The sequence below is a fragment of the Lacisediminihabitans sp. H27-G8 genome, from assembly GCF_046156175.1.
Lineage (GTDB): Bacteria > Actinomycetota > Actinomycetes > Actinomycetales > Microbacteriaceae > Lacisediminihabitans.
The window spans coordinates 296,725-309,163 of the sequence record NZ_JAYLVL010000002.1; the positions used below are offsets into that span (position 1 = coordinate 296,725).

At 64.1% G+C, this 12,439-nt stretch carries 10 protein-coding genes and 3 tRNA genes; 4 read left to right on the plus strand and 9 right to left on the minus strand.

Annotated elements, in window-relative coordinates; genetic code table 11:
- Positions 1-26: 26 nt before the first annotated feature.
- The 3 genes from ftsH to tilS all read right to left on the minus strand — a co-directional run bounded on the left by ftsH (position 27) and on the right by tilS (position 3,792).
- On the minus strand, positions 27-2,024 hold the full coding sequence (ftsH, locus tag VLI63_RS06270) for an ATP-dependent zinc metalloprotease FtsH (protein WP_409156013.1): 1,998 nt from the start codon (positions 2,022-2,024) through the stop codon (positions 27-29).
- Positions 2,025-2,157: 133 nt separating this feature from the next.
- On the minus strand, positions 2,158-2,709 hold the full coding sequence (gene hpt, locus VLI63_RS06275; RefSeq protein ID WP_409156014.1) for a hypoxanthine phosphoribosyltransferase: 552 nt from the start codon (positions 2,707-2,709) through the stop codon (positions 2,158-2,160).
- A gap of 12 nt (positions 2,710-2,721) precedes the next feature.
- Positions 2,722-3,792, minus strand: coding sequence for a tRNA lysidine(34) synthetase TilS (gene tilS / locus VLI63_RS06280; protein ID WP_409156015.1), 1,071 nt, complete (start codon positions 3,790-3,792; stop codon positions 2,722-2,724).
- Between the two features lie 46 nt (positions 3,793-3,838).
- On the opposite strand from tilS, the gene VLI63_RS06285 reads away from it, so the two are divergent.
- Complete coding sequence (locus VLI63_RS06285; RefSeq protein WP_354574537.1) at positions 3,839-4,333, plus strand: inorganic diphosphatase; 495 nt, start codon at positions 3,839-3,841, stop codon at positions 4,331-4,333.
- A gap of 57 nt (positions 4,334-4,390) precedes the next feature.
- Here the strand turns inward: VLI63_RS06285 and VLI63_RS06290 are convergent, their stop codons facing one another.
- From VLI63_RS06290 to VLI63_RS06300, 3 genes are all read right to left on the minus strand, one after another.
- Entirely contained in the window at positions 4,391-5,755 is a 1,365-nt protein-coding gene (locus tag VLI63_RS06290; protein ID WP_409156016.1) for a peptidoglycan DD-metalloendopeptidase family protein, read from the minus strand.
- A gap of 147 nt (positions 5,756-5,902) precedes the next feature.
- Positions 5,903-7,183 (minus strand): M23 family metallopeptidase, encoded by a 1,281-nt coding sequence (locus tag VLI63_RS06295; protein ID WP_409156017.1) that lies wholly within the window; start codon positions 7,181-7,183, stop codon positions 5,903-5,905.
- A 221-nt stretch (positions 7,184-7,404) separates the two neighbouring features.
- Positions 7,405-8,652 (minus strand): peptidoglycan DD-metalloendopeptidase family protein, encoded by a 1,248-nt coding sequence (locus VLI63_RS06300; protein WP_409156018.1) that lies wholly within the window; start codon positions 8,650-8,652, stop codon positions 7,405-7,407.
- Positions 8,653-8,832: 180 nt separating this feature from the next.
- Here VLI63_RS06300 and VLI63_RS06305 point away from each other — a divergent pair.
- From VLI63_RS06305 to VLI63_RS06315, 3 genes are all read left to right on the plus strand, one after another.
- A tRNA-Glu gene (locus tag VLI63_RS06305) sits at positions 8,833-8,905 on the plus strand.
- A gap of 32 nt (positions 8,906-8,937) precedes the next feature.
- Positions 8,938-9,011: transfer RNA gene (locus VLI63_RS06310), tRNA-Asp, on the plus strand.
- Positions 9,012-9,072: 61 nt separating this feature from the next.
- A tRNA-Phe gene (locus VLI63_RS06315) sits at positions 9,073-9,145 on the plus strand.
- Positions 9,146-9,148: 3 nt separating this feature from the next.
- Here VLI63_RS06315 and VLI63_RS06320 read toward each other — a convergent pair.
- From VLI63_RS06320 to VLI63_RS06330, 3 genes are all read right to left on the minus strand, one after another.
- Positions 9,149-10,150 (minus strand): tyrosine-type recombinase/integrase, encoded by a 1,002-nt coding sequence (locus VLI63_RS06320; RefSeq protein ID WP_409156019.1) that lies wholly within the window; start codon positions 10,148-10,150, stop codon positions 9,149-9,151.
- 46 nt (positions 10,151-10,196) lie between these two features.
- Positions 10,197-10,415 carry a hypothetical protein gene (locus VLI63_RS06325; protein ID WP_409156020.1) on the minus strand — a complete coding sequence of 73 codons (219 nt, stop codon included), beginning with the start codon at positions 10,413-10,415 and terminating at the stop codon, positions 10,197-10,199.
- Between the two features lie 937 nt (positions 10,416-11,352).
- Positions 11,353-12,213 (minus strand): FRG domain-containing protein, encoded by an 861-nt coding sequence (locus VLI63_RS06330; protein WP_409156587.1) that lies wholly within the window; start codon positions 12,211-12,213, stop codon positions 11,353-11,355.
- Positions 12,214-12,439: the final 226 nt, after the last annotated feature.

Sequence of the window (12,439 nt, forward strand, 5' to 3'; positions counted from 1 at the left end):
CGTAGAGGGATGCGAACGTGGATGGACTACGCCGTGGCGATGTCTGGGCGCTTGCGCGGGCGAGGCTCACGCGCCTTCTTGGCCGGCTCCGAGGTGACTCCGCCGTCCACCACTCCGGCGTCGATCGGCGCCTTCTGGGGAACGAGCACGGGAGGCAGGGCCGAGACCGGACGCTTGGCGCTCGACAACCACTGGGGCCGCTCGGGCATCTTCTTCACGTCCTTGAAGATCTCGGCGAGCTCGGTGTGGTCGAGGGTCTCCTTCTCGAGCAGCGCCGTCGCGAGCTTGTCCAGGATGTCGCGGTTCTCGTTGAGAACCTCCCAGGCCTCGTTGTGGGCGTTCTCGATCAGGGTCCGCACCTCTGCGTCGACCTGCTCGGAGAGGCGCTCGGAGTAGTCGCGCTGGCTGCCCATGTCGCGGCCGAGGAACATCTCGCCCGATCCGGAGCCGAGCTTGACGGATCCGATGTTCGACGACATGCCGAACTCGGTGACCATCTTGCGCGCGGTGGAGGTCGCCTTCTCGATGTCGTTCGACGCGCCGGTGGTCGGGTCGTGGAACACGACCTCTTCCGCCACCCGGCCGCCCATCGCGTACGCGAGCTGGTCGAGCAGTTCGTTGCGGCTGATCGAGTAGCGGTCCTCGAGAGGAAGCACCATCGTGTAGCCGAGGGCACGTCCACGCGGAAGGATGGTGACCTTCGTGACCGGGTCGGTGTTGCGCATCGCGGTGGCGACAAGCGCGTGGCCACCCTCGTGGTACGCCGTGATGAGCTTCTCCTGGTCCCGCATGACACGGGTGCGGCGCTGCGGACCCGCCATCACCCGGTCGACGGCCTCGTCGAGGGCACGGTTGTCGATGAGCTGGGCGTTGGAACGAGCGGTGAGCAGCGCGGCCTCGTTCAGCACGTTCGCGAGGTCGGCGCCGGTGAACCCGGGGGTCTTGCGCGCGAGCACTTCGAGGTCGACTCCGGCGGCGAGGGGCTTGCCCTTTCCGTGCACCTCGAGGATCTGCTTACGACCGAGCAGGTCGGGAGCATCCACTCCGATCTGGCGGTCGAACCGACCGGGGCGGAGAAGGGCGGGGTCGAGGATGTCGGGACGGTTCGTCGCCGCGATGAGGATGACGTTCGTCTTGACGTCGAAGCCGTCCATCTCGACCAACAGCTGGTTGAGGGTCTGCTCGCGCTCGTCGTGGCCACCGCCCATGCCGGAGCCGCGGTGGCGCCCGACGGCGTCGATCTCGTCGACGAAGATGATCGCGGGCGAGTTCTCCTTGGCCTGCGCGAACAGGTCGCGCACGCGGCTCGCGCCGACGCCGACGAACATCTCGACGAAGTCCGATCCGCTGATCGAGTAGAACGGCACGTTCGCCTCGCCTGCGACGGCGCGCGCGAGAAGCGTCTTACCGGTGCCGGGAGGGCCGTAGAGCAGCACACCCTTGGGGATGCGGGCGCCGACCGCGAGGAACTTGGCCGGGTCCTTGAGGAAGTCCTTGATCTCCTCGAGCTCTTCGATCGCCTCGTCGGCTCCTGCGACATCCGCGAAGGTGACCTTGGGGCTCTCTTTCGAGACGAGCTTCGCCTTGGACTTGCCGAACTGCATGACCTTGGATCCGCCGCCCTGCATGCTGGAGAGAAGGAACCAGAAGATCAGGCCGATGATGATGAACGGGATGACGAGCCCGAGCAGCGACGAGAGCCAGTTGCCCTTGTCGACCTGGTCGTCGTACTTGGCTCCCGAGGAGTCGACGGCCTTGACGATGTCGGCGCCACGGGCTGTGGCGTAGTAGAACTGCACCTGCTTGCCGTCTGCGCCGGCAGTGGCGAGGGTGAGGTCGACGCGCTGCTCGCTGTCGACGATCTTGGCCGAGGCCACCTTGTCGTCCTGCAGCAGGGCGAGGCCGTCCTTGGTGGTGATCTCCTTGAATCCGGATCCGCTCAGGAGGCTGAATCCGACCGACACGACGATGACCGCCAGCAGGATGTAGATCAGCGGGCCGCGGAGAAAACGCTTGAAGTCCATAGTGTTCCGGGGCTCACGCCCGGCACCTTTCTGACGAAGAATGTGTCGCCAAGGCTACCCGAGCAGTACTGGGTGGCTGCTGCATGTTTGCCGTGGGCGTAATCCACGCCAGCGGTGATATCGAGGCCCGGCGCTACGCGTAGACGTGGGGAGCGAGCACGCCGATGTCCCGGTAGTTGCGGTACTTCTCCGCGTAGTCGAGTCCGTAACCCACCACGAAGGCGTTCGGGATCTCGAATCCGACATACCGCACGTCGACGGCGAGCTTGGCGGCTGCCGGCTTGCGCAACAGCGCGCAGATCTCCACGGAGTCCGCGCCGCGCATGCCGAGGTTTGCCCGCAGCCACGACAGGGTGAGGCCGGAGTCGATGATGTCCTCGACGATGAGCACCTTGCGGCCGTGCAGGTCGGTGTCGAGGTCCTTGAGGATGCGCACGACGCCGGATGATTCGGTGCCCGAGCCATAGGACGACACGGCCATCCAGTCCATCTCGATCGGCAGGGTGAGCTCGCGGGCCAGGTCGGCCATCACCATCACGGCGCCCCGGAGCACTCCCACAAGGAGCAGGCGCTCACCGGCGTAGTCCGCCTCGATTCGGCGGGCGAGCTCGGCGATCTTGTCGCGGATCTCCTGCTCGGTGATGAGCACGCTCTCGAGGTCATCGGCGATGTCGCTGTATTCCATTGCCCCATTCTTTCATCGGCCGGGCTCCGAGCGTGTCGACCGGAAGTGCAACAGCCCGCCGACCCGCTCCGCGCTGATGCCCGGGAGGTCGATGGCCGACTGCCCGCGCCAATCGGTCACGAGGCGCGACACCTCGAGGGTCTGCGAACGGCTGAGGCTCACCCCGAACTCGGCGAGCACTGTGGCACGGATGATGCGCTGCCGCAGCGCCGGCGGGTTATGCTCGAGCGCACGAGCCGCGAGCGAGATGCCTGCTTCGGCGTGGTCGGCCAGCTCTTCGAGCTGGTCCGCGGCGAACTGGTCCAGCGCGTCGGTGTCTTCGCGTGCGAGGTCCGCGGTGCGGGCGAGCGCTGCCGCGAAGCCCGGGCCGAGCTCACGTTCGAGCATCGGCAGCACAGTCTTTCGCACGCGTACCCGGGAGAATCGCTCGTCATCGTTCTGCGGATCATTCCACGGCTCGAGCCCGGAGTCGGCGCAGAACCGCACGGTCGTCGCGCGGGTGACCGCGAGCAGAGGGCGCCGGTAGAGGCCGGCCACCGCCGCCATGCCGGTGATGCTTCCTGGCCCACTTCCGCGCGCCAGCCCGAGCAACACCGACTCGGCCTGGTCGTCGAGAGTGTGCCCGAGCAGCACAGTGGATGCCCCGGAGTCCCGGGCGGCCTCCGCCAGCGCCGCATACCGGGCATCTCTCGCGGCGGCCTCCGGTCCCCCGGAGCCGCCGACGGTCACGGTTGCCACGATCACCGGCTCGAGTCCGAGGTCACGGGCCTGCCGGGCGACCCGAGCCGCGACATCCGCCGACCCGGCCTGCAGCCCGTGGTCCACAATCACCGCTCCGGCACGGATGCCCGCCCGGGGTGCCTCGAACGCGGTCGCGGCGGCGAGCGCCAGCGAATCGGGTCCGCCGCTGAGCGCGACGAGTACCCCGCCCGAAAGTGCAGGACATTCGTCGCCAAGCAGGGGTTCTGCGCGCACGACCGGGGCGTTTCGTGTCGAATCTCCAGCGTTTTGGGAGGGGAGGCACGCGCGCACCGCGGAGCGCACATCGGCGATCGCGGGAGTCAGGCGGGGGCGTGTGCTCATCCGATAACGTTATTGCGTCATCCACCGAACACGAGGAGCGCCCCCTATGGCCAGCTACGACGCGATCATCGAGATCCCCAAGGGCAGCAAGAACAAGTACGAGGTGGATCACGTCACCGGTCGCGTCTTCCTCGACCGGGTGCTGTTCACCGGGTTCGTCTACCCGACCGACTATGGCTTCTTCGAGAACACCCTCGGCCTCGACGGCGACCCGGTGGACGTGCTCGTGCTGCTCGACTACCCGCTTTTCCCGGGCGTCGGCCTGAAGGTGCGCCCGGTCGGCGTCTTCAACATGACGGACGACGGCGGTTCAGACGCCAAGGTGATCGCCGTGCAGGCGAAGGACCCGCGCTGGTCGTGGATTCAGGATGTCGACGACATCCCCGAGTACACGCGCAAGGAGATCGAGCACTTCTTCGAGCACTACAAGGACCTCGAGCCCGGCAAGTGGGTCAAGACCGAGGGCTGGGGCAACGCGGCCGAAGCCGAGGCCATCGTGCAGGCCGGCATCACCAAGCTCGCCGAAGAGGGCTCTCACTAGTCAGACGAGATGGTCGGGCCCGGCACTGCCGGGCTCGACTACGGCCTCGAATGCCGCCTAGAACGACACTCCGCGAGCGGCCATGGACGGGGCGGCGTCGATTGCCACACCCTCGGGACGCACCTCGAAGTGCAGGTGGCACCCGGTTGAATTGCCGGTGCTGCCGACCTTCGCTATCTGCTGGCCCGCCTGCACCTGCTGGCCGGCCCGCACGAGGAATCCGCCGTTGACGATGTGGCCGTAGCCCGTCGACACGCCGTCGCCGTTGTTCATGAGGATGAAGTTGCCGTAACCGCCGTTGGGGCCAGCGAACGTGATCGTTCCGGAGTGAGCCGCGAAGATCGGCGAATTGCAACTGGCACCCAGGTCGGTGCCGGAATGCAGCGCCTCTTTGTGGCTGACGGGGTTGATGCGCCATCCGAAGGGGCTGGTCACGCGGCCGGCCGAGGGCCGCACCCATCCACTCGTGCTCGCGCTCGATCCGCCTCCGCCGATGCCGCCCGTCGACGGCGGATGCGCGGCGGCCCATTCCGCGGCGGCCTTGGCTGCGGCGGCCTCCTGGGCTGCTTTGAGCTTCTTGGCTTCTTCGGCGCGGTACTCCACGCCCTCGTTGTAGCCGGCCTCGGTGGTGGTGGAATTGGTGGCGAGGATGTCGCGCTGGGCCTCGAGCCTTCCCTTGTTGGCTTCCTGTTCGCTCAATGCGGCAGCGGCCTTCTCTGAGGCGATGTTGGCTTCTTCGAGCGCCTTCTGTGCCGTGGCCGCCAGCACCTTGAGGGCGTCCTTCGCGACATTGGCCTGGTCGGTAAGCGCCTGCGCGGAGTTGCCGTCCTGCGTGGCTTTGTCGTAGAGCCCCGCCGACTGGTCCTTCACCATGCTCGCGAGACCGAGCTGGGAGAGCAGGCTCTTCGACTCGCCCCCGTTGAAGAAGAGTCGCGCGGACAGGTCGCTGCCTCCGGCCCGGGCGAGACGCGCGGCGAGCTGGCCCGCCTGCTGCTTGGACTTCGCGGCTTTCGCCTGGGCGACATCCGCCTGCTTCTGCAGCTCGTCAGCCTTGAAAGACGACTCGTCGTACTTCTGCTGGGCGGACTGCCACTCGGCGCCCTTCTGCTCAGCAATGGCCTGGGTGGAGTCCACCTGGGACTGGAGTCCGGTGAGCAGCGCGTTCAGCTGGGCGATCTGCGCCTCTTTGGCCTTGACGTTGTTACGCGCCGCCTGCACGTCTGCCCAGGTCGGGTAGTCCGCGGCGAAGGCGGATTGGCCGGTCTGGCCCAGGATGGTGCCCGCGACCACGATGGCGAGGGCGGCCGCGATCGCGGTTACCCGAAAGGCCCTCGTGCCGATAGTGGATCGTGAGTCGCGCGTTTCTGCGGCATCTGCGGAAGGCGCCGAAACGGCCCGGTGGCCGAACAAAGTGGATTTCATCAGTCCCCGAGTCGTTCCGCAGATCCCCCCGCGAACACCTGAATAGTCACATGAGTAACACTGTTAACATCTGTCACAGTAGCAAGGGGTCGGCAGACGCGCCAGTCCCACGAATGGGTGGGACCGCCCGCCGCCCGGGTGATCGGGTCAGTTGGCGAGCTCGACACCCATCGAACGCATGAACGGCACGGGATCCTGGGTGCCGCCGTTGTGGTGGATCTCGAAGTGCAGGTGGCACCCCGTGGACATGCCCGTGCTTCCGACGCGGGCGATGTTCTGGCCCACATCCACATGCTGGCCGATGCGCACGAGGATGCCGCCGTTCACGATGTGCCCATAGGCGGTCTCGTAGCTGCTGTCGCCGTCGTTCTGGATGCGGATGTAATTGCCGTATCCGCCGTAGGGACCGGCGAGCACGATCGTGCCGGAGTGTGCCGCATAGATCGGCGTATTGCATCCGGCGGCCAGGTCGGTGCCCGCATGAAGGGCGTAGGCGCCGTTGTAGGGGTCGATCCGGTAGCCGTACGGGCTGGAGATGTGGCCACCGGCCGGGCGCGCCCAGCCCGCCGAGGAGATCTGACCCGCCCGCGGTGCCGCGGCGAGTTGGGCAGCGAGTGCGGCGGCAGCAGCCTTGCGGGCCACCTCGACGCCGGTCGCGTAGTCCGCTTCCGTCTGGTTGGTGTTGGTCACGAGGATGGCCAGTTGGGCGTTGAGCTCCACCTGGTGGGCCTGCTGGTCGGTGAGGGCTGCAGCTGCGGTGACCGCGGCATCGGCAGCCGCCTTGGCGGCCTTCTCCGCCTCGCCCGCGAGCGCCTTGAGGGCCTCTTTGGCGATATCAGCCTGGTCGGTGAGCGCCCGGGCGACGTTCTGGTTCTGGATCGCCTTCTCGTAGATGCCTGCCGACTGGTCCTTCACCATGCTCGCGAGACCGAGTTGGGAGAGGAGGCTCTTCGCGTCTTTGCTGTCGAAGAAGAGGGTGCTGCTGAGATCGCTCCCGCCGGAGCGCGCGAGCCGGGCAGCGAGCTCGCCCGCCTGTCGCTTCGAGCGGTCGGCCTGGGCCTGGGCTTCATCCGCCTGGCTCTTGAGCTTCACCGCTTTGGCCGCTGCGTCGTCGTATTTCGCCTGGGCGGCCTCCGCGGCGGCACCCTTCTGCACGGCATCCGCCTGGGTCGAATCGACGGCGGACTGCAAGGTCGCGAGAAGCTGGTTCAGGGTGGCGATCTCCGCCTTCTTGGCGGTTTCGCTCCGCTGGGCGTTCTGCACGTCCGCATAGCTCGGATAGGTGGTCGCGAAGGCCGCAGAGGTCGATCCGACGATGGACCCGCTCGCCAACACGGAGAGCACCGCCGCTGCCGCAGTCCAACGGCGCAATCGGGCGCTCGAACGCGCCGTACTGCGCCGCGCGGTACCGCCGGTGTTGAGCGCCATCAGTCCTCGATCCCGTGACACCGAGCTTCCTGAGTCACTCCAGTAACACTGTTAACAGCAGTCACACTAACAACACGGATGCGGGATGGCCAGTGTTTGCAGGGGTGCGGCGTGCGCGACGCCGCTGCCGTCGCTGCGGCCTGCGCCCGGACACGCTCCCACCCGGACGATTCTCGGAGGCGGAGTCTGCGGCTCAGCGGGGACGCCGAGGCCTGCAGAACTCAGTTGGCCAGTTCGATTCCGTTGCTGCGCATGAACGGCACGGCGTCGATGGCATTGCCGTTCTCCCGCACCTCGTAGTGCAGGTGGCATCCCGTGGAGTGACCCGTGCTTCCGACCGCCGCGATGGGCTGGCCCGGGCCGACCGGCTGGCCGACACTCACATGGATGCCGCCGTTGACGATGTGCCCGTACCCGGTGGAGATTCCGTTGCCGTTGTCGATCAGCACGAAGTTGCCGTAGCCCCCGTTCGGACCGGCGTAGACGACGGTGCCGCCGTGGGCGGCGAAGATCGGCGAGTTGCAGCTCGCCGCGAGGTCGGTGCCGGCGTGGAACGCGTACGAGTGAGTGAAGGGGTTGATGCGGAATCCGAAGGGGCTCGAGATGTGGCCGCCTGCGGGGCGCACCCAGCCCGTCGATGAGATCTTGCCCGCGCCGAGCCCGGCAAGGTCACCCCACAGCGCCTTGATGCCGTCCACATACTCGGACTCGAGGTGATCGAAGTTCGTCGTGAGGGTGGCGAGCTGCGCCTGCAGCCGAGCCGAGTTGTCGCTCTGCTCCGTGTAGGCGGATGCGGCGGCCTCCGCTGCAGTCGTCGCCTCGGCGAGGGCCTTCTGGGCGGCATCGGCGAGGATCTTGAGGGCGGCCTTGGCGACATCGGCCTGGTCGGTCAGGGACTGGGCGGTGTTCTGGTCCTGCACGGCTTTTTCGTAGATGCCGGCGGACTGGTCCTTCACCATGCTCTCCAGGCCGAGTTGGGCCAGGTACGCCTTCGAGTCCCCGCCGCTGAAGAACAGCCGGGTGGAGAGGTCGTTGACGGCAGACCGGGACAGCCGTGCGGCGAGCTGGCCAGCCTGCTGCTTCGACTTCGCGGCTTTCGCCTGGGCGGAATCCGCCTGTTTCTGCAGCTCCGCAGCCTTGAACGCAGCCTCATCGTATTTCTGCTGGGCGGCCTGGTATTCATCGCCCTTCTGCACGGCGACGGCCTGCGTCGAATCCGCCGCGGCTTGCAATCCGGCGAGCAGTCCCTGCACACGAGTGACCTCGGCCGAAGTGGCGGACTGGCTCTGGCGGGCCGCCTGCACGTCATCCCAGCTGGGGTAGTCCGCGGCGAATGCGGGAGCTCCGGCCTGTCCGAGGATCGATCCGGTGGTCAGCACCGCGAGCATGGCGACAGTCGCGGTCAACCGTGTCGCGCGCAGCCCGCGGCCGGAGAGAATGGTGCGCTTGTGCCCGCTGGTGTGTGCCATGTTTCCCCGAAGTCTCGACTGCACGTTGAACCTACCGCCGAGGCGTGACGAATGCACGCATCAATGCGGAGTGGCGAGCGGATGCTTCGGCCCTCGCCATCCGGTTCGGGGCGTGGTTTGGAAAAGGGGCCGGGCTCCCCTATGCTTGTCCCTCGGCAGCTATGAAGGATTTTTCTTCACGGCCCCATCGTTTAGTGGCCTAGGACGGCGCCCTTTCACGGCGTTAACACGGGTTCGAATCCCGTTGGGGTCACACAGCACTATCCGAAATGCAGCGAATAGCTAGGCCCTGTAGCGCAGTTGGTTAGCGCGCCGCCCTGTCACGGCGGAGGTCGCCGGTTCAAGTCCGGTCAGGGTCGCAAGGCACGGTCATCTCTCGCCAGACGGCCGTGCCTTATTACGTCTATCGTTAGGCGCTAAGGCTCTGTAGCTCAGTTGGTAGAGCGTTCGACTGAAAATCGAGAGGTCACGGGATCGACGCCCGTCGGAGCCACCCTCAAATTTGCTGGTGAACCGCTGTTTTTGCGAGCTTCTCACCCCCTTGAAGTTGACTGTTCGACTGGGCACCCCAGTAGTCAGAGAGGGCCGCTGCGCCGCGTCTAGCGGCGTCTGCTCTCGTGTCCGCGTAGAGCTGGGTCACGAGCAGAGAAGAGTGCCCAAGAATCGCCTGAACATCCGGAGCCGATACACCCGCGTTGAAAAGCACAACCGCTGCTGTGTGACGCAAGTCGTGCCAATGCAGCGCAGGCTCCCCCGGCGCGTACGTCTTAACCTGAGCGCGAATACGGTGCCAGTTGAGCGCTCGACTGAGGTTCTTTGAGTTCACATACCCACCGCGTGGGCCAGGGAAAAGCAGCTCATGCTCAGTTTTGCCGTGCATGGCTTCGGATACGACCGGCAGCAATGGTTCAGAGACGGGAACCATGCGAACGCGTCGCCCCTTGGTTGGGCCGATGAGCAGCTCGCCATGCATGCCTGGCGAAGCGGTTTGCGCAACTCTGATCACGCGCTCCGACAGGTCCACATCCGAGACCCGCAGGGCAGCTACTTCCCCGAGACGACACCCTGTGTACAACAGCGCGAGTACGAACCTGCGGTAAGGGCCAGAAGTAGGCAGCGCCTCGAGTAGCCGCGAAACCTCTTCCAAATTCAACGAACGAGATGCGGGGTCAGCTTCTCGACCACGGGGGACGTCGACTCCTAGGCATGGGTTAGCGGCTATGTAGCCGCCTTTGACCGCGACGCGGCAAATAGCGGACAACATGCTCAGCGCGTCGATTCGAGTAGAGCGGGTGCCCGTCCACGCGGCAAACTCAGCTTCAATATCGAGCGGCGTCAAATCTGCGATAGGGAGTGAGGCGAACGAGGGCGCTACGCGGTGGCGCCAGGCGACCATGTAAGCGCGACCCGTGCCTGGGGAGATCCGGCTGAGAATTAGGTCGCGGTAGCGGGTGAATAGCGCGCCGACGGTCGCCTGCTCGCCGTCTCCTAGTCTCATAATCTGAGACTATAGGACTAACGCAAGCTAGTACAAGTTCCCGGGACTAGCTTTTCTTCTGGCGCTCTCCCATTCCACGCAGAAACGCTTCGACATCCACAGTCACGCCAGGAAATTCATAAACGTCCGGGTGCTCGCCGAAGGAAGCACGGAACTGGGAAATCCGTCGATAGACACTTGACCGGCTCATGCCGAGGTTCTGTTGGAGGCCCTCGAAGCCACCGACCAATCGCCAAAGAAGCCAGAAACCGAACAAGTCGAACATTGTCGAGTTAATACGCCCTCGCAATAACTTCGTGATCCCAGGGAATGCAGTAAGAAGCGGTTTATTCACGGTTCTATTTGCTTCGTAGTACGAGTCCCACGCGGCCTCTAGGGCGCTCCTGGCCCGGCCTTCGCCTTCAGGTGATGGCATACGATCGGCTCTGAAATCTGACACGTGAACCCGTCTCTAGTTCGTTATTCTGCGACTACGAGACTACGGCGCACGACTGACGAGAGATTGCCCGGAGAGGTTCTCCCGAAATCTTCTATACAAGATCAAGGACACGTCGCCGTTTCCGTTCTGAGCTCTCTCGGAATCCAGTTCGCGTTTTAGTGATGGTCGCATTTCTGCCCGCCTTCCGGTTGGCTGATGGCCATGCAACAATTCGATGCGTTCTTAGCCAAGGTAATAAAGGCCGACGCCAGCTGAAGTCCAAGACCAGGCCGCTATCCGGTTCGAGTAGCTGAATGCGCACCTCGTTCTGGCGAGCCTCGTCGACCAGAGGCGCTGATGCCGGATCGAACGGAACGATAGATCGAGATTCGCCGGGAAAGAACAATGTGGCGAGAGTTCCCCCGTCTCCATAGCTCGGGCTGCCGGTTTTATCAATCACGTCCCAGATCAAACGAAGATCTTTAGCTGGAGACGAGCCGTGTGCGTACACTACGTTCACATTAGGAAACACGCTGTCTAGCTGGGGTTGCACGGACAATCTTGGCCGCGTCAACCATGTTGAAAGGGCACCGAACAATGCCAGTGCGGCAGCGATAACGGTCAGGATGTCGGCTAGGCGACCGAATGAACCCCAAAAATCCGTCAACGGCGCTCCTGACAGTCGGTCACATCCTGTCGAGCGTAGCAATCATGCGCGTTTTGATTCTGCAAGAGCGGATTTCGTGTTCACTGACTAGTTCAGCGCAAAACTCGAATCATGCATTCAAGTCCGACCACCGACCGCGCCAGCATTACCGCCGAGCCCTCCATAGGCCGCGAACTCTCGGTACCCGGCAAAATCAGGAAATAAGACTCGCGGACTTCGGTTATAGGTGTTTTCTAGGTATTTAAGGAGCTTTGGCTTGAGCCCAGCGTTAATTATCACTGCGACAAATGGGATGTGTTGCGGAGCACCGCGAAGGCGATCGCCGGTAAGTTGGCGACCTAGCTTTTCAGGGTCTCCTTGGCTGAACTTCACGTCAATGCTATGAAAAGGCGTAGTGAGTAGGCGGCTAAAGGATGACTTGGCAGGAACGCTCGAGGCAACAAACAATCCCTCTTGAGCGCGAAGTCGGTCATTCGGATGCGATGACTCAACTAGGAACGGGGCTTGCGAGTTAAGAGCGTGGCGAAGTGTTGCTCCCGCTCGGTCGCTAATGTGATCCCAAGTGTTGGCGGGCCCCACTGACGCATAGCTGGGCCATGCGGTCACGTTAAGTGCGAGCAACACTCCACTTTTTGAAAAGTTACGACCGTGAGGCCCAACCCCAGGCGTCTGACAGGCAAACCATAATGCTGTCGTTGGGTTACTCGTAAAGTCAATAAGCCGCGTCTCGACACCATAATGCTGCAAATCCGCGAGTAGCTGTAGATCGTCAACGTACGCAGTGTCACCGACACCGAGCCCCCATCTACGAGCCTCATTCAAAAGTTTCAACTCGGCTTCTCGCACAGCCGTCTCGTCGAGACGATCGCCAAGGCGCCTGTGAGCTGCCGAAATAAGCCTGTGGTCAACGCTGCTCATTCCGCGCCAAGCAAACCGCTGACCGATGCTATGCACGCCGATGAAACCCATTACAGACATAACTTCGCGCGAGGTTTTCGGCTGAACGTACCAGCCGGGCCTCTTCCATGATTCCCCTTGTTCGCCTGCCACGGCGCTCCGATCAGTTTGTCGTTAGGTCAATTGCGATGACTCACCCAAGAAGACCGTGCCAGGCAGACTTGATCGTAACGGTTGAGTACCGTCCACGCCGATCGAAAGGGAACCCAACACTCAAATCTCGCGCGCTCTAGGATCTGCCGCCCTT

Excerpts from the sequence above, each read along its gene's own strand:
- VLI63_RS06295 (WP_409156017.1), bottom strand. The coding sequence starts at position 7,183 with ATGGCGCTCAACACCGGCGGTACCGCGCGGCGCAGTACGGCGCGTTCG.
- tilS (WP_409156015.1), bottom strand. The coding sequence starts at position 3,792 with ATGAGCACACGCCCCCGCCTGACTCCCGCGATCGCCGATGTGCGCTCC.
- VLI63_RS06300 (WP_409156018.1), bottom strand. The coding sequence starts at position 8,652 with ATGGCACACACCAGCGGGCACAAGCGCACCATTCTCTCCGGCCGCGGG.
- VLI63_RS06285 (WP_354574537.1), top strand. The coding sequence starts at position 3,839 with ATGGCCAGCTACGACGCGATCATCGAGATCCCCAAGGGCAGCAAGAAC.
- VLI63_RS06325 (WP_409156020.1), bottom strand. The coding sequence starts at position 10,415 with ATGTTCGACTTGTTCGGTTTCTGGCTTCTTTGGCGATTGGTCGGTGGC.
- hpt (WP_409156014.1), bottom strand. The coding sequence starts at position 2,709 with ATGGAATACAGCGACATCGCCGATGACCTCGAGAGCGTGCTCATCACC.
- ftsH (WP_409156013.1), bottom strand. The coding sequence starts at position 2,024 with ATGGACTTCAAGCGTTTTCTCCGCGGCCCGCTGATCTACATCCTGCTG.
- VLI63_RS06290 (WP_409156016.1), bottom strand. The coding sequence starts at position 5,755 with ATGAAATCCACTTTGTTCGGCCACCGGGCCGTTTCGGCGCCTTCCGCA.
- VLI63_RS06330 (WP_409156587.1), bottom strand. The coding sequence starts at position 12,213 with ATGTCTGTAATGGGTTTCATCGGCGTGCATAGCATCGGTCAGCGGTTT.
- VLI63_RS06320 (WP_409156019.1), bottom strand. The coding sequence starts at position 10,150 with ATGAGACTAGGAGACGGCGAGCAGGCGACCGTCGGCGCGCTATTCACC.